Raw genomic sequence first — 21,257 nt, 5'->3', positions numbered from 1 at the left:
TATTGGATTTTAGAAAGAAAGATAAAGGCATAAGAGAAACCCCACTTGAAAAAGTGGGGTTTCTCAACAATCTGAGCCAGTCATTTAGACTGGCTTTTTCTTTATTTTTAACGCAAAAGGAGAAGAACAATCTGCTCTTCTCCTTTTTTGATACATTGAAAGTGTAATAATGAATATTTTATTTATTAATTTTCATAAATTTTCGTTTTCCAACTTGAAGAATAAGCCCATCTTCAATTTCAACTCGCAACTGAACATCTTCCACTTTTTCTTCATTGATCTTTACCCCACCATTTTGAATCATTCTTCGCGCTTCACCTTTTGAGCTCATCATCTTTAGTTCAACAAGTAAATCAACAATCCAGATCGGTGCTTCACTTTCCCACTTTGTTTCAGGAATGTCTGAAGGAAGAGCACGTTTTTGGAAAACCGTTTGAAAGTAATTCTTAGCCTCATCGGCAGCTTCTTTGCTATGATACATCTCAACAAACCGTGCCCCTAAGTTCATTTTCGCATCTCGCGGATGGACACTTCCATCTTTTAGTGCCACTTCAAGCTTCTCAATTTCCTCAATTGGCAGGTCAGTTGCTAGCTTGTAGTATTTAATCATCAATTCGTCTGGAATAGACATTGACTTTCCGAAGATTTCATTAGGATCTTCATCAATTCCAATATAATTATTTAATGACTTAGACATCTTCCTCTCACCATCAAGCCCTTCGATGAGTGGTAATGTCATCGCAACTTGCTTCTCTTTCCCATAAGCATCTTGCAGAGTTCTTCCCATCAAAAGATTAAATTTCTGATCCGTTCCACCGACTTCAATATCCGTATCAAGTGCAACTGAATCATACCCTTGCATTAACGGGTAGAAAAACTCATGTACAGAAATCGGTTGACCTGACTTATAACGTTTTTCAAAGTCATCTCGTTCCAACATTCTTGCCACAGTCATGTTTGCAGCAAGCTTCACGACATCTTCAAATTGAAGTGGCTTTAGCCACTCAGAGTTATAGTAGATTGTCACTTTATCCATATCAAGCACTTTTCCATATTGCTCAACATAGGTTTCAGCGTTTTTCTTCACTTCTTCATCTGTCAATTGCTTACGTGTTTCTGACTTTCCAGTTGGATCTCCTATTCGACCGGTGAAATCACCTATTAACATTTGAATTTCATGGCCGAGTTCTTGAAACTGGCGCAACTTGTGAAGGGGAACCGTATGTCCTATATGTACATCTGGTGCAGATGGATCCATTCCAAGTTTTATTTTAAGTGGCTTGCCCGTCACAACTGATTTTTCAATTTTCTTTCTAAAGTCAGCCTCTGGAACAATTTCTACAACTCCGCGTTGCAAATAATCTAGTTGTCTTTCCACTTCAGCTTGCTGGGCTTCTGTTAACTTCAACTCTTTTTCCATCATCCATACCTCATTTTCTGTTTATATTCGCGTCAGATCAAAAAGGGAAAAACCATCTTTTTTTATAAATAAACCCCTGCAACGGCTTCTCTCTTTGCGCGTAAGTTCAGAGAAATCCACTCAGCTAACGCTCATTGCAAAAAAAGACCTCTCCCCTAAAAAAAGGGACGAGGTCTCGCGATACCACCCTTGTTGAAGAAAAGAATGCAGATTCTTTTCCCCCACTTCATTCATTTAACGGGATAAACCGTTCTTTGCTTATCACAAAGAAAGCTCCTGACTGTAATTCATCCTCTACCTTTGTGCTAATTCACACCAACCATTAGCTCTCTTATACAGGGAAGCAAGGACTACTTCGATCATTCTTCACTTTTACCTATTCACTTTTCGTTCTAAAATGTTTTTACCATATGTTTCTTACATTGTCAATTGCCTTTAAACCATATCACCAATCGACACCATGTGATATAATATTTACTGATATATGGGAGGTTTGCTATGGATAATAACGAATCAACATTTATAGAGAGACTCAAAAAGTTTCCAAGAAAGTTACATGAATTAAAAGTATTCCGCAGAATCGGCATAACATACCAAGTATTTTGGAATCTTTTCCTTATTTGTTTTATTGTTGGATGTATGTCGATCTTTTTCGTCGGTGGGACGGCTGCAGGCTATTTTGCTGCTTTAGTAAAAGATGAACCACTTCGAACAGCTGATGAAATGCGTACTGAAATTTATGACTATGAAGAGACGAGTCAAGTCTTTTTTGCTGACGATGTCTATTTAGGTGAGTTACCTACTGACATTGAAAGGCATCAAGTTGCTTTAGGCGACATCTCTAAGCATTTAAGAAACGCAATCATCGCTACTGAAGATGAATATTTTTATGAACACGAGGGGGTTGTACCTAAAGCTATTATGCGTGCAACGTTTCAGGAATTTGCGAATTCTACTCTTCAAACAGGAGGAAGTACATTAACCCAACAATTAATTAAAAATCAAATTCTTACAAACGAAGTATCGTTTGACCGTAAAGCAACAGAAATCCTTCTTGCGATGCGCTTAGAACAGTTTCTTGATAAAGATGAAATATTAGAAGCTTACTTGAATATTGTCCCATTCGGACGAAATGCATCTGGTCGCCAAGTCGCTGGTGTTCAAGCTGCTGCTAAGGGTATTTTCGGTGTTGATGTTAGTGAGCTCTCAATAGCCCAAGCAGCCTATATTGCTGGTTTGCCGCAAAGTCCATTTGGTTATACACCTTTCTTACCCGGTGGCGAAGTAAAAGAAAACCTTGATCCTAGTTTAAATCGTATGCGAACCGTTCTTTCTAGGATGCTTGATGCAAACTTTATAACTCAAGAAGAATTTGAAGAAGCACTTGCTTACGACATTCGTGAAGATTTCACTGGACGTACAACTACTCCAATTGAAGACTATCCTTTATTAACGTATGAAATATTGAATCGAGCTAAGAATATTTTAATAGAACAAAAGATTAAAGAAAATAATGCGAATTTTGATGAATTAGATACCGAAGAACAATTAGAAATCACAAACAAATATAAAGAACAGGCTGATGCAGAATTACGAGGCAGTGGGTATCGTATTCACACTACTATCGATAAAGATATTTATATCTCAATGCAAGAAGCAGTGAGTAACGATAATTTATTTGGGCCTAATAAAAGAAACAAAAATGGGGAAGAAGAACAAGAAGAAGTCGGTGCCGTGCTGATCGAGAACCATACAGGGGCAATAAAAGGCTTTGTAGGTGGACGAGTCGAAGGCGGTGAGCGTCACTTCAATCACGCAACACAAGCAGACAGGCATACTGGTTCAACGATGAAACCATTGTTAGATTATGCACCCGCAATGGAGATCGGTGCAGTCCAACCTGGATTGGTCATCCCTGATACTCCAGCTTATTACCGTAACGGAAGGGAAATATCCAATTGGGATAATAGGCATTTAGGTTTATTATCAGCAAGAGAATCTCTTGCCAAGTCTCGTAATGTTCCGGCTGTACGTGCCTTTAAGCGAGTTCCTCATGAACAAGCACGTAACACATTACTGAATCTAGGGTTTCGACTAAATCCAGAACACCCTTTTGAGTCAACGGCATTAGGTACTCTAGATGCTACAGTTGAAGAAAATACAAATGCATATGCGACATTTGCGAATGCCGGGAAGTACGTTCAGTCATACATGATTGAGAGTATTGAAACAGCAGATGGCGAAATCATATATGAACATGAACCTGTAGAACGTGACGTATTTACGCCTCAGACTGCTTATTTAACACTCGATATGTTACGTGATGTGCTTAAGCCTGGAGGAACAGCTAGCACTTTACGTAGTCGCTTGTCATTCTCTGCTGATTGGGCTGGGAAGACAGGAACATCTAATAACGTTAAAGACTCTTGGTTTGTTGGTACCAATCCAAATGTTACGTTAGGTGTTTGGATTGGTTATAGTACTCAGAATATAACGGGAACTGGTTACGGTCCACGAACTCAACAAATTTGGGCCAATATTGCTAATTCTGCTTATTCTAAACAACCAGAACTCATGAAACCTAGCAATAACTTTACTAGACCAGATGGTATTGTATCGCGTTCCATTTGTAGCTTGACAGGCTTACTCCCATCACCAATTTGTGAACAAGCTGGCCTTGTTACTACGGATTTATTTAATGCGAAATTCGTCCCATCAAAAACAGACGATAGTTTAGAAAGTGCTCGCTATGTGACAATTGATGGTAAGAATTACTTAGCACTCGATTCAACGCCTTCAGAGTTTACCGAGAAAGGGGTAACAGTCTCAGCAGATTTTTGGGATATTGATAACATTTCTAAATACTTACCAGACTCTATGAAAAACTTAATTTCAGGAGATCAAGCACCTAATAATGGAAAAGATCCCGAAGAAGTAAAAGGAGTAACATTAAATGGTAAGTCATTATCTTGGTCTAAGCATTCAGATAATGACATTGTTGGTTATCGAATTTATAGAGCACATAACGAAACTACAGACTACCAACTATATAACCATGTAGTTGGTAATGAGAAAAACTCATTTAATGTTAACGAGGATTCATACTCGTATTTTGTTACTGCTATTGATTCAGCCGGACGTGAATCTTCTGCTTCCTCATTAGTAACAGGTTCAAACTATCAATCGGAACCTAAACAAGAACCTGAAGAACCTAATAAAGAGCAAGAACAACAAAAAGAGCAAGAAGAAGTGCGAGAAGAAGAGCAAGAAGAAGAGCAAGAAGAAGAGCAAGAAGAAGTGGAAGAAGAGCAAGAAACTTCTGACAACGATTCATAGGTAAATAGGAATTTAAAAAGGCAAGGCGACACTGTCGTCTTGCCTTTTTTCAAAGGAAATAAAATGTCACATAAAAGGTCAAATACCGACCTCATAAAAAGAAATGGTATTGTTCGCTACCTGCTTACAATGAGGAAATCCCTCATCGCACAACCAAAGTATGAACATATAACACACCAATTGTAGCGGTAACACATTGTCTTAAATTGAATCAAAAGGCCATAATTCAACCTTTGAATTCATTCTCTTAATCTTCCATCGTAGACAGATCACCTGTTGGCAGATCTAATTCCCACGCCTTTAATACCCGTCTCATAATCTTCCCACTACGAGTTTTCGGTAACTTTTCCCTAAACTCAATCTCACGTGGTGCTGCATGAGCTGCAAGACCTTTTTTAACAAAATTACGAATGTCTTCTTTTAACTCATCCGTTACTTCATACCCATCACGCAGGGCTACAAATGCTTTAATAATTTCGCCTCTTACAGGATCAGGCTTTCCTATTACTCCAGCTTCTGCAACAGCTGGATGTTCGACAAGCTTACTTTCTACTTCAAATGGACCTACACGTTCACCTGAAGTCATAATGACGTCATCAATACGGCCTTGGAACCAGAAGTAGCCATCTTCATCCATATAAGCGGAATCACCTGAAACGTACCAACCATCGATTTCGAAATAACTGTTATATTTCTCTTCATTTTTCCAGACCGCACGCATCATCGAAGGCCATCCTTTTTCAATAGCAAGATTGCCCATTCGATTAGGAGGAAGCTCATTGCCTTTATCATCAATGATCGCTGCTTTTATGCCTGGGATCGGTTTCCCCATTGAACCAGGTCGAACCTCCATTGCTGGATAATTACAAATAACTTGTGCGCCCGTTTCTGTCATCCACCACGTATCATGAATTCGAAGGTCAAATACCTTCTTACCCCATCGAACAACTTCAGGGTTAAGGGGTTCGCCAACACTTAGCATATGACGGAGATTGGAAAGGTCATACTTTTTAACGACCTCATCACCTGCACTCATTAGCATTCTAAAAGCTGTTGGTGCACTATACCAAACCGATACTTTATAGCGCTCTAACGTTTCATACCAATCTTGCGGACTAAAACGCCCACCTCGAATGACATTTGATACCCCAACTAACCAAGGACCAAAAATACCATATGACGTTCCCGTTACCCAGCCTGGGTCTGCTGTGCACCAATAGACATCATCATCCTTTAAATCTAACACCCATTTGGCAGTTTGATAATGTTGAAGCATGGCATTATGGGCATGCAAAACTCCTTTCGGTTTCCCTGTCGAACCAGATGTATAGTGAAGAATTAAGCCATCCTCACGATCAACCCACTCAATTTCAAGCTCATTGCTTGCAGCATTTAAACGAGATAGTAAATTTAAATATGATCCATGTTCTTCATATGTCTCATCGACAATGAATACTGTTTCTAGGTTCGGTAGGTCATCAACTGGTACACGCTCTAGAAGAGCTGGTGTTGTGATTAGCACTTTTGCTTCGCTATCTTCTAGACGATCACGTACAGCTCCTTCCATAAATGCTTCAAATAATGGACCAACAATAGCTCCAATTTTAATGGCACCAAGGACAGAAAAATACAGCTCTGGAGAACGTGGCATAAAGATAAATACTCGGTCTCCTTTTTCTACACCCGCATCTCGAAGAACGTTTCCAGCTTTATTAGAATAGTTTTTCATATCGCTAAATGTATATTGTTCTTCGCGTTTTGCATCACTATAGTAAAGAGCGACTTTATCCGCTTTCTCTCCTTCAGCATGACGGTCAATTGCTTCATAGGCAAGGTTAACTTCCCCTGTTTCACTCCATGAAAATTGTTCCTCCGTTGTCTTCCAATCAAAAGACTGAACAGTCTCTTCATAGCTCACTAAATTATGATTTCCCTTTATAGATGGAAGCGCTTGCATGTTCATATTACATCTTCCTCTCTTTTATGTATTTACACTTTATAGTATAATACATACAGAATATTATATCAATTTCAAATTTTGTATAAAAGGTAATTTTTTGAAAAATAATTAAAAAATTGAACTTAGTATCATTTTTGACAAATCGATGACGATTAGCCTACATAGGCCTTTTATCATGTATAATAAAACGGAAATCAGCTGTATAAAGGTGGTTACATAATTATGATTCATCAAAAGACATATTTTTCTATAGAAGTTCCTTTTAAAGGACGAACGGTAATCTTAGAGGGACCTATTTCTTCAGAATCGTTGCATTCGTATGACTTTCATACAGGCCTTGTTGCTTTTCGTCCCCCAAAACAACAAAAGGAAGCGTTACTGGGGATTGCTGATTTACCTGAAGGTAGAATCAATGTCGTGCGTGACGGAAATATGATTGTCGGTTACGTCACGTTTCTTTATCCTGATCCAATGGAACGTTGGTCGGAAGGAAAAATGGATGACCTTATTGAACTAGGAGCCATTGAAATTGCAATTGAATACCGTGGTGCACAAATTGGAAAAAACCTGCTTACGTTTTCTATGAAAGATGATGCTATGGAAAATTATATTATCATTACTACAGAATATTACTGGCATTGGGATTTAAAAGGAAGTGGATTAGACGTTTGGGGCTACAGAAAAATAATGGAGAAGATGATGAATGCTGGGGGATTAGAATGGTTTGCTACTGATGATCCCGAAATTTGTTCCCATCCCGCCAATTGTTTAATGGCTCGAATTGGAAAAAGAGTTAACACTGAGTCGATCCAGCAATTTGATCAACTTCGCTTTCAAAATAGATTCATGTACTAAAGGTGGTGTTTACAATAATTATTGAACAAATTATGAAACGTAGTGTCATTACTGTATTAGAATCGTCTACCATTAAAGAAGCTATGCAACTTTTAGAACTTCATCAAATTCGGCATATTCCTATTGTGAATGAGCAAAAGCAATTAGTAGGTATTGTATCTGATAGTGATATTAGAGACGCTAGTCCCTCTATTTTTCATTTCACAGACCATCTGGATGATTTTTCGAAACCGATTTCTTCGATTATGAAGAAACATGTGATTACAGCACACCCGCTTGATTTTGTTGAAGAAGTGTCTACCCTTTTTTATGAACACCATATCGGTTGTTTACCCATTTTGGAAGGTGATCATTTAGTAGGCATCGTTACAGAAACGGACATGCTTCACACTTTAGTTGAATTGATGGGAGCCCACCAACCTAGTTCGCATATTGAAGTAAAAGTCGAAAATATCACTGGTAAACTATCTGACATTGCTGCTATTTTCAAAGATTTAAAAGTAAATATAACAAGTGTACTTGTATACCCTCACTTAGACCCTGCTTTTAAAGTACTTGTGTTCAGAGTTCAGACAATCGACCCTCGTAAAGTTGTAAAGGTAATTGAAGAAAAAGGATATGATGTGATCTGGCCAAGTGAGCCGGGGATGTTATGATGAAAAAAGATGCGGTATTTATCTTTTCCAATGAACAATTGTCCTACCGTTTTAACGAAAAACACCCTTTTAATCATTTGCGGTTACAACTTACGTACGACTTATTAAAAAGTGGTAATGTACTTAGCGACGAGCTCATTCTTCCTCCTCGGATAGCTACAGATGAGGAGATTTCTTTAATTCATGACCAAGCATATATTGAGGCTGTTCAATTAGCAGGACATGGAAAGTTAAGTGAAGGAATTGCCGCTAATTACGGTTTAGGAACGGACGATACTCCGATTTTCAAACAGATGCATGAAGCATCGGCTTTGTTAGTAGGTGGTACATTAACCGCTGTCGATGAAGTTATGGAAGGGCGTGCCAATCATGCTCTCCACCTTGGTGGTGGTCTTCATCACGGTTTTAGGGGAAAAGCTTCAGGATTTTGTATTTATAACGACAGTTCTATTGCAATTGAATACATGAAGAGAAAATATGGCGTTCGCGTTTTATATGTGGATACAGACGCCCATCACGGCGATGGAGTACAATGGGCTTTCTATGACGACCCAGATGTCTGTACATTAAGTATTCACGAAACAGGGCGCTATCTCTTTCCAGGAACTGGCCAAGTACATGAAAAAGGAGCTGGAAAAGGATACGGTTTTTCAATCAATGTACCTGTTGATGCGTTCACAGAAGATGATTCATTTTTAGAAGTGTATGAAACTTCTTTTCGCGAGGTTATTGAGTTTTTCAAACCAGATGTCATTCTTACGCAGAACGGTGCTGATGCTCATCATTTCGACCCGCTAACCCATCTTTGTTCAACCTTTAAGACTTTTAAAAGGATTCCTAAATTAGCTCATAAACTTGCTCACCAATATTGTAATGGTCGATGGATTGCTGTTGGTGGGGGAGGTTATGATATTTGGCGTGTTGTCCCTCGCGCTTGGTCATCTATATGGCTGACAATGACGAACCAAACGGCTCTCATAGACCAGCCTATTCCAAGTGATTGGCTGACAAAATGGAAAGAGCACGCAGAAAGCGAATTACCAACATTGTGGGATGATGGCAAGATCGTACCGCAAATTCCGAGAAAGCCAGAGATTACGGAAAAGAATAAGAAGACATTAGAAAAAGCACTTTTTCACATTCGGAACGAAAAGAAAAAGTAACAATAACAAAGTTAAATTTAAGGGTCTGTACGTCTATACGTCTATACGTCTATATGGTAACAACAATGAGGTTACCATATAATAAACTACGAATCGGGTCAGACCCTTTTAGTCAAACCGCCTTTAATACACATCAACTTGTTTCATTCTTTTTAGTTTATGTACTTTAGCATGGAAGAAACAAGTAAATGCGATTGTTCACTAGCTAACACAGTAAATTCAGCGAAACTCATTGACGCCTCACCATTTGCCTTATCTGACATAGATCGAATAATGACGAAAGGAATGTCATTTAGTGTAGCAACTTGAGCAACAGCAGCCCCTTCCATTTCCACACAAGCTGCATCAAAGTCTTTCCGAAGTGTTTGAACGTAGTCATGGTTCGATATGAATTGATCGCCACTAACAATTTTCCCCTGCACGATATGACGATCTGTTTTTTCCTTTGCAACCGTTGTTGCGATTTCGATAAGATCCTTATCTGCTTTAAAATCAGAAGATCCTTCAAAATAAGGAATCTGTCCTTTCTTAAATCCGAGTGCCGTTACATCAATATCGTGTTGCATTGCACTTGTTGAAACAACAAGATCACCAACATCTAAAGATTCATCAATCGCACCTGCGACGCCTGTAAATAGGATATGAGTAGTCGCAAACTTGTCGATTAAAATTTGAGTAGTAAGTGCCGCATTCACCTTCCCTACCCCACATTTACAAAGGATCATGTCCTTTTCATGCATGGTTCCTTCATAAAATGTAACTGTTGCGTATATATGTGTCTTTAACACGGTCATTTCCGTTTTCATACGTTCAATTTCTTCATTCATTGCTCCAATAATTCCAAACTTCATGCTGTAACCTCCTACCTTTTAAAAAAAAGTGAATTACGTTAGAATCTGTCACTAGTAAACATTTTCAATAGTCCTCTAGCAAAAGCGTATAGCTTGTGTCTTGGCCTATTTATTTACTAGAGACAGAAACGTTTAAGTCACTTTAAAACGTTTCTCCCTCTTCATGAGTAGGGTCAGAAATAACTATGACTACTCTTCGATTGATTTGTAAATTTTCTGTTGATGTATTAGGAACAACGCTTTCTTGTAAGAAAAGAACAACTCCACGATCATCACTTGTAGCAGCTATCAATTCTGTTAGCTCATTATCTTCTAGGAACTCCGTAACCTCTATAAGTAACTCGTCCATGTCTACATCTGAGCCACTTTTTTGCAAATTCACTGTCAGTAAAAGGATTAGACCAAATTAGCTAATACAGTTCCATACAAGGTCGTTAAAAGTGCAACTGCCATATTAGGCCCAAGTGTTGTAGGATCATTCAAATTTAGCTTCCCTCTATTATTTCGTTGATTGTCTAAATTCTATACGGTGCGGGAGCACAACGATATGGTCACTTACTTCTTCCTTGTTCATAAGTTTTGTTAGTAAGCGCATTGACACTGCACCAATATCATACATTGGTTGGACAACAGTCGACAATGTAGGCCGCACCATTGTCGCAAGACGTGTATTATCAAACCCTAATACTTCAAAATCATTCGGAATTGAATACCCACGATCTTGTGCTCCATGAATAACCCCAAGAGCCATTTCATCCGTTGATGCAAAAATTGCTGTAGGCTTTTCTTCTAATTCTAGAAATGATTGCATTGCATCAATCCCTGAGTCGTAAGTATAATCGCCAATAACAACTAGTTCCTCATTAAACGTAAGACCAGCTCCTTCTAGTGCTTCCCTATAACCTAAGAACTTTAGATAGCCATTAACCGGATCATCCAATGTCCCTGAAAGCATCCCAATACGAGTATGACCTCTCTCGATTATTGTTGTAATAGCGTCATGAACTGCTTGTCTATAGTCAATATTCACCGAAGGAACTTCACTATTTGCATCAAGTGTAGCGGCTAATACAACCGGTACCGGCGAACGTTTAAATTGTTCTACATGTTCCTCAGTAATATGCCCTCCCATAAAGACAATACCATCCACTTGCTTTTCAAGAAGTGTATTAATAAGATGAATTTCTTTGTCTTTATTCTGATCAGAGTTACAAAGGATAATATTGTACTTATACATTGTTGCAATGTCTTCAATCCCACGAGCTAATTCTGCAAAGAAAATGCTCGAGATATCAGGAATAATGACGCCTACTGTCGTTGTTTTTTTACTAGCTAGTCCTCTGGCAACCGCATTCGGACGGTATCCTAACCTTTCAATGGCTTCAAGTACTTTCTTTCTTGTTGCTGGCTTAACATTAGGGTTACCATTAACGACACGTGAAACGGTCGCCATTGATACTCCTGCTTCTCTTGCTACATCATAAATTGTTGTATTCACTAGGATCCTCCTCTATTATTGAAAATGATTCTAATCGTTTTCATATTGTATTGTTATCATACGATACTATGAAGAGGTCCGCAATGTTCTACACTACTTATATCGACAACCTTTTTAATTTTTTCATAGTAATTTCATTTTATTTTATTGGTTAATTATGGAGAAGAGTGAATCACGCTAAACTTTGCACGTAAATCACATACCAAAAATCAAAGGGTCAGACCCTAGTTACACCTGGGTCTGACCCTTTTTAAACAAGATCTTAATTGGAATTAGCCTTTATATAAGCCTGAAGCTAGAAGATCATCGATAAACTTGTTGAATTGTGGAATATCCATTTGCTGAGCTGAATCAGATAAAGCCACTGCTGGATCTGGATGTACTTCAGCCATAACCGCATCAGCACCAATTGCTAGAGCTGCTTTTGCAGTAGGAAGCAGTAAATCACGACGTCCTGTTGAATGAGTTACATCAACTAAAACTGGTAAGTGAGTTTCTTGTTTTAAAATCGGAACAGCAGAAATATCTAATGTGTTTCTCGTAGCTGTTTCGTATGTGCGAATTCCACGTTCACACAACATAAGGTTGTTGTTTCCTTTTGATACAACATACTCAGCTGCATGAATAAATTCCGCAATGGTTGCTGATAAACCACGTTTTAATAAAACTGGTTTATCAACTGCACCTGCAGCTTTTAGAAGTTCAAAGTTTTGCATGTTACGTGCTCCAATTTGAATTACATCTAAATATTCAACTGCAAGATCAATATCAGAAGGATTAACGATTTCACTAATAACAACCATATCTAGTTCATCAGCAACCTTCTTTAAAATTTGCAAACCTTCAACACCTAAACCTTGGAAATCATAAGGAGATGTACGCGGTTTAAACGCTCCCCCACGTAATAATCTAATACCACGTTCTTTTAGTGCTTTTGCAACTGTAAATACTTGCTCATAGCTCTCAACCGCGCACGGTCCCATTACAAGACGTTGAGTACCATCACCCATCATGACACCTTTAAGATCAACAACTGTATTGTCTGGATGCTTTTTACGTGAAACAAGTAATGCTTTGCTATTGTCTTCTTCTTGAAGCTCAAGGCTAGCTTTAAAGATTTGTTTAAATAAATGTTGCAATGTTGATGTTTCGAATGGCCCTTTGTTATTGTTCGAAATAAGATCAAGCATACTACGTTCTCTCACTGGATCGAATCTATTTACCCCTTGCGTACTTTTCACTTTCCCAATTTCTTGAACAAGACGAGCACGCTCATTGATTACTTCAAGAAGCTTAAGGTTCACCTCGTCTAATTCTGATCTCAACACATCTAATTTATCGTTACTCACTATTCTCCACTCCCTTTTTTCTTTGCTTCTTTGTAGTTATGTTTCATTATAAATGAAACTTCAGAGAATGTCACCACTTTTCTCTTTATCGCTTTTAAGCTTTTAAGCTTTTAAGTGCTAAAGTATACTTCTGCAATTTTCTTACTAATTACGAAGGTATCTAGTAAACTAAAAGCAAAGAGTCTGTCCCGCAGTACATAAGGGGACAGACTCTTTAGACAGGTTAGGAGGAAAAGACTTAACTCTTAATGACTTTTCGCTTTTTCCTCTTCGACCTTCGCTTGAATATCGTCTACTTCTTGCTTAACCGTTTCAGCAATTTCTTCTCCAGAGTTTCGAACCTCTCCAGCTAAATCTTCTACGATCTCTTCTGCTGATTCTTGAGTATCTTGTGCTTCGGTTTTTAAATTTGAAGTTGCCTCTTTAACTTTATCAACAACTTGTGCCGATTGATCTGAAACGACCTTCGCAATCGATGATGATTTTTCTTTTGCGTAAGTTGCCCATTCATTTCCTTTATCATAAGCCGTTGTCGTAAATTGATTTGTTTTATCACGAGCTACTTGTGCTTGTTCATTAAGATCGCTACGAAGTTCCTTACCTGACTTTGGAGCTAAAAACAATGCCGCAGAAGCCCCAACAATTCCCCCAATTAATGATCCAATTAAAAAATCCTTTGTGTTCATACTATTCTTATCACTCATAATCTTTCTCCTCCTTCATTTCGTTTGAACTTTTTTCTTTTTTCTGTTTGAATTTTGAATATAAATCAATTGCAACATTGCCCCATTGTACGGCCTTTGCAATTTGATCTGACTGTTTGACAACTTGAGTTGAGACCGTATTGGACATATGTCTTAACGACTTATTTACTTGCCCAATAGAATCACCTAATTCCTTTACTGATGAAAAAACGGTGTTTAATGATTCCGATTTTTCTTGAATATCATCGGCTAATCGATTCGTACGATGTAGGAGTTCTTCTGTCTCTTTTGTGATTCCATTTACTTGTTTCTCAAGTCCTGCCATTGTATTGGCCACATGCTCTAGTGTACGATTAGCTGACTTTAATGTGCGTACTAAATATATAACTAACACTGCAAAAGCAACTGCAGCAACTAATGCACTTATGTACAATAAACTTTCCATTCCCGGTCTTCACCCCCTTTTTTAATGAACCGATATATAATCGGAATACCCATTATTACGCTATCTTAAACATTGCATATAGACTAATTCGAGAAAACATCTTCATCTCCTGCTTCTTTTCTCACGTACTGTTAAGTTTTACTCTTATCGTATACAATAAGAGTGTGAACGTTGAAGGAGGAACAGCTAATGAGAGATCCGAGAATTCAAACACTTGCAAATAATTTAATTACGTATTCAGTGGAATTAAAACAAGGTGAGAAAGTGTTAATAGAAAATTTCGGACTGCAGCGTGAGCTTGTTACGGCACTTGTCCAAGAAGCGTACAACGCAGGAGGGTATCCTTTTGTATTATTAAAAGACCATCAAGTGGATCGTTCTTTGCTAATGGGCGCTCAAGAAGAGCAACTTTCGATGATGGCTTCGTTTGAAGCTCAAGTCATGAGTGAAATGGATGCATATATCGGTTTACGTGCTGGCGATAATATTTCAGAACTCGCTGATGTGCCAAGTGACAAAATCGCACTACATGGAAAAACAGTTGGAACAAAGGTACACCGTGAAATTCGTGTACCGAAAACAAAATGGGTTGTCTTACGTTATCCGAGCTCATCGATGGCTCAACTCGCTAATACAAGTACTGAAGCATTTGAAGATTTTTACTTTAACGTATGTAATTTAGATTACGGAAAGATGGACCAAGCTATGGATTCCCTTGTCGCGTTATTAGATAGGACGGACAAAATCCAGTTAAAAGGACCTGGAACTGATTTAACCTTCTCTATTAAGGATATCCCTTCAATTAAATGTGCAGGGAAACGTAACATCCCAGATGGTGAAGTGTATACGGCTCCCGTTCGTGAATCGATCAATGGAACGATTACATATAACACCCCGTCTCCATATCAAGGCTTCACATTCGAAAATATTTCTTTTACTTTTGAAAATGGAAAAATTGTCAAAGCAACTGCAAACGATAACGAGCGAATTAACAAAATCCTAGATACAGATGAGGGTGCTAGATATATTGGTGAATTTGCCATTGGTGTTAATCCGTATATTCAACACCCGATGAAGGACATCCTCTTTGACGAAAAAATTGATGGAAGCTTTCACTTTACACCAGGACAATGTTACGAGGAAGCATCAAATGGAAACCACTCAAGCATTCACTGGGATATTGTTATGATTCAACGTCCTGAATATGGTGGAGGCGAGATTTATTTCGATGATGTATTAATTCGAAAAGATGGTCACTTTTCACATCCAGAATTAGATGCATTAAATCCTGAGAATTTAAAATAGCTGTTAGTAAACTACTATAGGATGAAAGTTGACCAATAAAGAACCTACTCATAACGGAGATCTATCTGTCTTAGTCAACCTGCTCACACTGTCCACGTTTGCAAAATGAAAAAAGACAACCAAATTCAATCCGAAATGGTTGTCTTTTACTATTCTGGCTTTGTTAAAGTGTTTGTTCATATGCCTGTTGAAACTTTTGAATATCTCCAGCTCCCATAAACAAGAGAACACTATCTTCATGACTTTTTAATACATCAATTGCTTCCTCAGTGATCACTTTGGCATTTGGAATCAAATCTTGAAGATCAGCAATCGTTAAAGAACCTGCGTTCTCCCTAGCCGATCCAAAAATATCACATAAATAAACAAAATCAGTTTTCTTTAAAGAGTCAGCAAATTCCTTTAAAAACGTTCTTGTTCTAGTAAAGGTATGTGGTTGAAAAATCGCTACAACAGTTAGGTTCGGATATTTTTGTTTTGTTGCTTCAATTGTCGCGGCAATCTCCGTTGGGTGATGGGCATAGTCATCAATTAGCACTTGCTTTCCAATCGTTTTTTCCGTAAAGCGTCGCTTTACCCCTTTAAACGTTTTTAAGTGGGCACCAACTACTTCAGCAGACACGTTTTCATAATGACAAAGCGCAATAACAGCAAGAGCATTTAAGACATTGTGTCTTCCATATCCAGGAATTGTAAATGATCCATATAAACTATTCCGAACATACACATCAAAGCGAGTACCCTCGTTAGTTGTCTCAACATTACGCGCTTGAAAGTCATTATCTTCAGCAAAACCATAATAAACAACTGGGACATTAGCATGAATTTCTTGCAAATGCTCATCATCACCACAAGCAACAATAGCCTTCTTCACTTGCATAGCCATTTCTTGAAAGGCAGAGAAAACATCTTGAACATCTTTGAAGTAATCGGGATGGTCAAAATCAACATTTGTCATAATACAATAATCCGGCTTATAATTTAAAAAATGACGTCGGTATTCACAAGCTTCAAACACAAAATAAGTCGAATCCTCTTCTCCTTTTCCAGTACCGTCTCCAATTAAGTATGATGTCGGAAAAGCAGAACCTAACACATGAGATAATAAACCTGTTGTTGACGTTTTTCCGTGCGAACCTGTTACAGCTACACTCGTAAATTTTTGAATAAACTCTCCTAAAAACGTCGGGTATTTTTTTACTTCGAGTCCTAATTCATGTGCTCGTTGCACTTCTTCATGATCATCTCCATAAGCGGCTGATACGATTACTTGCTGATCACTTTTAATATTGTTTCGTTCAAATGGTAAAAGAGTAATTCCTTTTTGTTCGAGCGGACGCTGTGTAAAAAATTGTTTTTCAACATCAGAGCCTTGAACTTGATTATTCATATCATGTAATACTTGAGCCAGAGCACTCATTCCTGACCCTTTAATTCCGATAAAATGGAAATTTGTCATAGTTGGACCTCCAAAATTCACATGGTTTTCTTTCGTCCAATGAGTCAATATCATTACGTATTTTAAAAAGAGAATCTATACGAACAAATCTTATATGCCTGAATAACCACTATATTTCATAGTCGTACATCGAGCATAACTAATCACGTTTCTAGTCCCTTTAAATACAACCTTCCTCAATAGAGGCATTGACCCATTATATCAGAAAACGTCGCTTTCACCAATTACAATCCGTTCTTCTGTATTCACCCAATAGTATATGACATAACATGGAGAAAAGACCCACTGAAGCCAGTAGTTCTTCATGTTAATCTACTATTTGCAATCTAGGGTTATCGCGGAAGCGCCGCCCTGCTTTCGCTTCATGCTTACCATTTAAAAGGACGTTATCACCGGTAAAACCGATGTTAAGTTTCAATAAACTTCCTCCTACCCCGTATATATCTACGGGCACACCTGCTTCTTCATATTCTCTTATACGTGTATCATTGAAACCACCTGTTCCAATGATTTTAACATGATTAAAGCCTTCTTGATCTAATGCTTCTCGCAAGGCAAAGAGTAAGGTTGGATTCGCTCCTCTTGGGTCAAATGATCCCATTATCTCTGGCTTTCGGCAAAAATATTGATCGACCATTGTTCGAGATGTATCAACTCGAACCCCCATTAAGTCAGAGCCAAATTCACGAGCCACTTTCAAAGAGTCAGTAATGACATCATTATTGTAGTCAACTAGCGCCATGAGATCGTCTTCAGGGTACGTTTCTTTATATGCACGCGTTGCAGCTACAACATCGCCTTGAAATAGTTGAATAAGCGCGTGCGGCATCGTGCCCATTCCTTTTTTTCCCCACCACTCGTTCATCGCATGTGTCGCTTGTGCTTTTGACCCACCAATAAATGCCGCATATCCATCACCCGATTGTTGGGTGAAATGATCATCACGGTCACCCATGAAAATAATTGGCTTTTGAACACCAGACCACCTTGCTGCTTTTGCCACATTATACACATTCGTAGCAACAGATGTACGTCTGGCAAAAACACCATCAATTAACCCTTCTAAATAACCAAAGTCCTCATATTTTCCTGTAATGGTTAAAACCGTTTCAAACGGTTTTATTTTATCTCCATCTTCTAACGATCTTATTTCAAGCTTGCTTGCATCTCTAGCAAAGGTACGAATTAATGCTATGACTTCATCCGTACCACACAGAACAGCATGTTCTTTTTGAAAAAATTGCATCGTTACTATATTGTTCGGTTGATATTTCTCAACTATTTCTCTTGTTTTCAAAAAATAAACGGCAGAGAACCATCCCTCTTCAACACGTTCATCAAATTTAAATGTTTCGTTCGTTAAACGTTTAATTTCTCCATTTAATTTCCGTGTAATTTCCTTCATCCATCTAAACTCCTTGTGTCGAACCCTTCAATAGTAGAATAGGCAAAGTTTTTATCTTTTTATCATATAGAACCTTTCACATGAAAACAAGGTATATTGTGAATGATGAAAATTATCCTTCTTTATGATAGAGAATTTCTTCGATCTCGATTTCATCAACAAGAACATGTCGAGGCTTACTCCCCATTGCTTGAGATACGATTCCACGGTCTTCCATCATATCAATTAACCTAGCTGCTCGGTTATAGCCAACTCTAAACTTTCTTTGTAAACTAGAAGCTGAGGCTGACCCTTGCTCAATCACATAATAACAAGCCTCTTCAAAATGTTCATCATCAACTTCTTCATGAGCAACATGTTTAAGTTGTTCGGATTTCAATAGATATTCAGGCTCTCTTTGCTTTTTCACATGAGCAACAACATCTTCAATTTCCTCATCGGATACAAAGGTTCCTTGAACGCGTACCGGTTTTGGCGTTCCATTTTCATGAAATAACATATCACCCTTGCCGAGTAACCTCTCAGCACCACCCATATCTAAGATCGTTCTAGAATCGGTTTGTGACGAAACAGAAAAAGCAATTCTTGTCGGAATATTTGCTTTAATCAAACCTGTAATGACATCTACTGATGGACGCTGAGTAGCTAATAATAAATGGATTCCACAAGCTCTTGCCTTTTGAGCAATGCGACAGATCGAATCCTCTACTTCTTGCGGAGAAACCATCATCAAATCTGCTAACTCATCGATCACGACAAGAATATACGGAAGTTCAGGTTTACCAGGTGACTCTGAGTAAATCTCATTATATCGTCCGACATCACGTACACCTTTTTGACTAAACAACTCATATCGTCTTTCCATTTCAAGAACGACCCATTTTAATGCAGCTGTTGCTTGTTTCGCATCTGTAATTACAGGTGTAACTAGGTGTGCAAGCCCATTATAAGGGGCTAACTCTACCATTTTCGGGTCAATTAACATTAACTTTACAACATCTGGACTCGCTTTAAACAAAAGACTAATTAAAACAGAATTAATACAAACACTTTTACCAGAACCTGTTGCTCCCGCGACCAGTCCATGAGGCATTTTCTGTAAGTCCGTTACGATAGGTTGTCCGGAAATATCCAGGCCAAGCGCTACCGTTAAAGGTGATGTTGAACGAACGAATGTACCATGGCGCAAAATCTCACGTAAAAAGACAGGAGTTGATTCCCGATTAGGCACTTCAATTCCAATCGTGTTTTTTCCAGGTATAGGAGCTTCAATTCTTATATCTTTAGCTGCTAATGCTAGTTTCATATCGTCGGTTAAACCAGTTATTTTCGTCACCTTCACCCCTCGACCTGGCTGAACCTCAAATCGAGTGACAGAAGGACCCTTTGTTACATGAACGACTTTCGCATCGACATGGAAGCTTTGTAGTGTCTCTTCTAAAATAGCGCCTTGTTCATCCAGCCATTCCGTTTCATCCTTTTTCTGTAATGCTGGATAGTTCAACAACTGAATGCTTGGATATAGATAAGATGAACTTACTTGCACTGGTTCTGCTTGAGGTTGTTTCTTTTGAGCCTTGTCTTGAGGAAGCATCATAACATTAAAAGGAATAGCCGGTTTATTAGATTTCTTCTGTTCAAAAGCAGGTTGGCTCTGTCTTTCTTCCTTTTTCTGTTCAATAGATTGAGAGTGTCTTTGTATTTCGCGATCTTCCGTGCACTCTGTTACTTCGACTTTTTTAGCGGCATCCGTGTATTCAGATGCTTCTATTTGTTCTAGTTCTTTACTATGCTCAAATACTATCTCTTCTATTGGTTCTTCCGTACTCTCAAGCACTTTCTTTTCTGCTCGTTCTTCCGTATTCTCAAGCACTTTCTCTTCTGCTTGTTCTTTCGTATTTTCAAGCACTTTCTCTTCTGCTTGTTCTTCCGTACTCTCAAGCACTTTCTCTTCTGCTTGTTCTTCCGTATTTTCAAGCACTTTCTCTTCTGCTTGTCCTTTTTCCAAATGTTGTTCGTTTAAGTCTAAAGTCAAAGCTTCTTCTAGAATAGCAGGTACATTAAATGATTTTAGATCATTAAAGGAGGCTTCTACTTGAACCGAACCAGTCGGTTGGGATTCAACTCTATTTTCTTGATTATGCTCTTTTGAACTTGAAGCATTTTGCTCACCGAAAGGAAGATCAACTTTCCTAGAAGATAGATTAGTGCGAGTGTTATGTTCCTCCGTATGCTCTATTTCCTTTTTCAACAATGGTAATTCACTGCTTTTTGAGCTCTCTTCTCTACTCTTTTCAAAAGGGAGAATAGACAGATTATCACCCAGTTTGCTTTTAGCCGTTTCTCTTTCTCGAAAGCCATAAACAGGAGAAGGAATAGCCGTCAATTTAAAATTCGAGTTGGAAAACTTTGATTTTTGAACAGGCGCATCATGTTTGACGTTCTTTTTGCTGATTTCTTTCGGTGTAGAAACTACTTTTCGTTCCTGGCTTTGAAGCTTTCGCTTTTCTTTCTGTCGCTTAGGTGTGTCTTCAATTAATGGAAATCTAAAATTACTATTTTTTGGGTATTGATAGGCAACTCGAGATTGACTTTCCTGTTTTCTTGTTGGAAATGCTTCGTATGTATGTGGTTTTATGTTTCGATTATGATCTACTTGTTTTTCCTCACTGTACTCTCCAACAAAAAATTGTTGAAGTGTTCTCATCCAGCGATGCAATGTCCCCATTTGTGACCACTCTCTTTCTCTCATTATTTCTTCATAAACGTAATGAGGGAAAAGAGGTTGACTTAAAAACCAGGAGATTGACTCAAAAACTTGGCTCTGAGACAACCTATTCTCTTAAACCAC

Annotated in this window: 16 protein-coding genes, 1 pseudogene and 1 other annotated feature; of the genes and pseudogenes, 5 read left to right on the top strand and 12 right to left on the bottom strand. The window is 38.3% G+C overall.

Features of this window, described 5'->3' with window-relative positions; translation table 11 throughout:
- Positions 1 to 178 precede the first annotated feature (178 nt).
- Entirely contained in the window at positions 179 to 1,420 is a 1,242-nt protein-coding gene (gene tyrS, locus SAZ04_RS17480; protein ID WP_332697614.1) for a tyrosine--tRNA ligase, read from the bottom strand.
- A gap of 160 nt (positions 1,421 to 1,580) precedes the next feature.
- Positions 1,581 to 1,796: a binding site (T-box leader), on the bottom strand.
- A gap of 122 nt (positions 1,797 to 1,918) precedes the next feature.
- Here tyrS and SAZ04_RS17475 point away from each other — a divergent pair.
- Positions 1,919 to 4,756: a transglycosylase domain-containing protein gene (locus tag SAZ04_RS17475; RefSeq protein ID WP_332697606.1), complete on the top strand. Its 2,838-nt coding sequence runs from the start codon at positions 1,919 to 1,921 to the stop codon at positions 4,754 to 4,756.
- A gap of 247 nt (positions 4,757 to 5,003) precedes the next feature.
- On the opposite strand, the gene acsA is transcribed toward SAZ04_RS17475, so the two are convergent.
- On the bottom strand, positions 5,004 to 6,719 hold the full coding sequence (gene acsA, locus SAZ04_RS17470) for an acetate--CoA ligase (RefSeq protein WP_332697604.1): 1,716 nt from the start codon (positions 6,717 to 6,719) through the stop codon (positions 5,004 to 5,006).
- 219 nt (positions 6,720 to 6,938) lie between these two features.
- Between acsA and SAZ04_RS17465 the strand changes: the two genes are divergently transcribed.
- From SAZ04_RS17465 to SAZ04_RS17455, 3 genes are read left to right on the top strand one after another with little or no spacing between them, the layout of a single operon-like run.
- Positions 6,939 to 7,571, top strand: coding sequence for an N-acetyltransferase (locus tag SAZ04_RS17465; protein ID WP_332697602.1), 633 nt, complete (start codon positions 6,939 to 6,941; stop codon positions 7,569 to 7,571).
- A gap of 14 nt (positions 7,572 to 7,585) precedes the next feature.
- Complete coding sequence (locus tag SAZ04_RS17460; RefSeq protein WP_332697612.1) at positions 7,586 to 8,227, top strand: acetoin utilization AcuB family protein; 642 nt, start codon at positions 7,586 to 7,588, stop codon at positions 8,225 to 8,227.
- The gene (locus tag SAZ04_RS17455; RefSeq protein ID WP_332697610.1) at positions 8,227 to 9,390 is read left to right on the top strand and encodes an acetoin utilization protein AcuC; all 1,164 of its coding nucleotides are present in this window, start codon (positions 8,227 to 8,229) and stop codon (positions 9,388 to 9,390) included. Before SAZ04_RS17460 ends, SAZ04_RS17455 begins: the two co-directional genes overlap by 1 nt.
- A 152-nt stretch (positions 9,391 to 9,542) precedes the next feature.
- Here the strand turns inward: SAZ04_RS17455 and SAZ04_RS17450 are convergent, their stop codons facing one another.
- The 7 genes and pseudogenes from SAZ04_RS17450 to SAZ04_RS17425 form a co-directional block, all read right to left on the bottom strand.
- Positions 9,543 to 10,241 (bottom strand): 5'-methylthioadenosine/adenosylhomocysteine nucleosidase, encoded by a 699-nt coding sequence (locus SAZ04_RS17450; RefSeq protein WP_332697600.1) that lies wholly within the window; start codon positions 10,239 to 10,241, stop codon positions 9,543 to 9,545.
- A gap of 142 nt (positions 10,242 to 10,383) precedes the next feature.
- Positions 10,384 to 10,590 (bottom strand): hypothetical protein, encoded by a 207-nt coding sequence (locus SAZ04_RS17445; protein WP_332697598.1) that lies wholly within the window; start codon positions 10,588 to 10,590, stop codon positions 10,384 to 10,386.
- A 50-nt stretch (positions 10,591 to 10,640) separates the two neighbouring features.
- Positions 10,641 to 10,727: pseudogene (locus tag SAZ04_RS23545) on the bottom strand (motility protein A); the annotation flags it as partial.
- 13 nt (positions 10,728 to 10,740) lie between these two features.
- Positions 10,741 to 11,739 (bottom strand): catabolite control protein A, encoded by a 999-nt coding sequence (gene ccpA / locus SAZ04_RS17440; protein WP_332697596.1) that lies wholly within the window; start codon positions 11,737 to 11,739, stop codon positions 10,741 to 10,743.
- A gap of 272 nt (positions 11,740 to 12,011) precedes the next feature.
- Complete coding sequence (locus SAZ04_RS17435; protein WP_332697594.1) at positions 12,012 to 13,088, bottom strand: bifunctional 3-deoxy-7-phosphoheptulonate synthase/chorismate mutase; 1,077 nt, start codon at positions 13,086 to 13,088, stop codon at positions 12,012 to 12,014.
- 245 nt (positions 13,089 to 13,333) lie between these two features.
- A complete protein-coding gene (locus SAZ04_RS17430; RefSeq protein ID WP_332697592.1) occupies positions 13,334 to 13,792 on the bottom strand; it encodes a YtxH domain-containing protein in 459 nt (152 codons plus the stop codon).
- Positions 13,785 to 14,237, bottom strand: coding sequence for a DUF948 domain-containing protein (locus SAZ04_RS17425; protein ID WP_332697590.1), 453 nt, complete (start codon positions 14,235 to 14,237; stop codon positions 13,785 to 13,787). The genes SAZ04_RS17430 and SAZ04_RS17425 overlap by 8 nt, the downstream gene beginning before the upstream one ends.
- Positions 14,238 to 14,426: 189 nt before the next feature.
- Here SAZ04_RS17425 and SAZ04_RS17420 point away from each other — a divergent pair, with 189 nt between their 5' ends.
- Complete coding sequence (locus tag SAZ04_RS17420; RefSeq protein ID WP_332697588.1) at positions 14,427 to 15,542, top strand: aminopeptidase; 1,116 nt, start codon at positions 14,427 to 14,429, stop codon at positions 15,540 to 15,542.
- A gap of 163 nt (positions 15,543 to 15,705) precedes the next feature.
- Here SAZ04_RS17420 and murC read toward each other — a convergent pair whose 3' ends face one another.
- From murC to SAZ04_RS17405, 3 genes are all read right to left on the bottom strand, one after another.
- On the bottom strand, positions 15,706 to 17,001 hold the full coding sequence (gene murC, locus SAZ04_RS17415; protein WP_332697586.1) for a UDP-N-acetylmuramate--L-alanine ligase: 1,296 nt from the start codon (positions 16,999 to 17,001) through the stop codon (positions 15,706 to 15,708).
- Between the two features lie 307 nt (positions 17,002 to 17,308).
- Entirely contained in the window at positions 17,309 to 18,406 is a 1,098-nt protein-coding gene (locus tag SAZ04_RS17410) for a nicotinate phosphoribosyltransferase (RefSeq protein WP_332697584.1), read from the bottom strand.
- A 112-nt stretch (positions 18,407 to 18,518) separates the two neighbouring features.
- Entirely contained in the window at positions 18,519 to 21,158 is a 2,640-nt protein-coding gene (locus SAZ04_RS17405; RefSeq protein ID WP_332697582.1) for a DNA translocase FtsK, read from the bottom strand.
- Between the last annotated feature and the right edge of the window lie 99 nt (positions 21,159 to 21,257).

The sequence above is a fragment of the Halalkalibacter lacteus genome (assembly GCF_036663595.1).
GTDB lineage: Bacteria > Bacillota > Bacilli > Bacillales > Bacillaceae_D > Halalkalibacter > Halalkalibacter lacteus.
This window is presented reverse-complemented; position numbering and strand designations above follow the sequence as displayed.

Coding starts and splice junctions, on each gene's coding strand:
- SAZ04_RS17455 (WP_332697610.1), top strand. CDS start 8,227: ATGAAAAAAGATGCGGTATTTATCTTTTCCAATGAACAATTGTCCTAC.
- acsA (WP_332697604.1), bottom strand. CDS start 6,719: ATGAACATGCAAGCGCTTCCATCTATAAAGGGAAATCATAATTTAGTG.
- SAZ04_RS17405 (WP_332697582.1), bottom strand. CDS start 21,158: ATGAGAGAAAGAGAGTGGTCACAAATGGGGACATTGCATCGCTGGATG.
- SAZ04_RS17420 (WP_332697588.1), top strand. CDS start 14,427: ATGAGAGATCCGAGAATTCAAACACTTGCAAATAATTTAATTACGTAT.
- SAZ04_RS17430 (WP_332697592.1), bottom strand. CDS start 13,792: ATGAGTGATAAGAATAGTATGAACACAAAGGATTTTTTAATTGGATCA.
- SAZ04_RS17410 (WP_332697584.1), bottom strand. CDS start 18,406: ATGAAGGAAATTACACGGAAATTAAATGGAGAAATTAAACGTTTAACG.
- murC (WP_332697586.1), bottom strand. CDS start 17,001: ATGACAAATTTCCATTTTATCGGAATTAAAGGGTCAGGAATGAGTGCT.
- SAZ04_RS17450 (WP_332697600.1), bottom strand. CDS start 10,241: ATGAAGTTTGGAATTATTGGAGCAATGAATGAAGAAATTGAACGTATG.
- SAZ04_RS17465 (WP_332697602.1), top strand. CDS start 6,939: ATGATTCATCAAAAGACATATTTTTCTATAGAAGTTCCTTTTAAAGGA.
- SAZ04_RS17445 (WP_332697598.1), bottom strand. CDS start 10,590: ATGGACGAGTTACTTATAGAGGTTACGGAGTTCCTAGAAGATAATGAG.
- tyrS (WP_332697614.1), bottom strand. CDS start 1,420: ATGGAAAAAGAGTTGAAGTTAACAGAAGCCCAGCAAGCTGAAGTGGAA.
- SAZ04_RS17475 (WP_332697606.1), top strand. CDS start 1,919: ATGGATAATAACGAATCAACATTTATAGAGAGACTCAAAAAGTTTCCA.
- SAZ04_RS17425 (WP_332697590.1), bottom strand. CDS start 14,237: ATGGAAAGTTTATTGTACATAAGTGCATTAGTTGCTGCAGTTGCTTTT.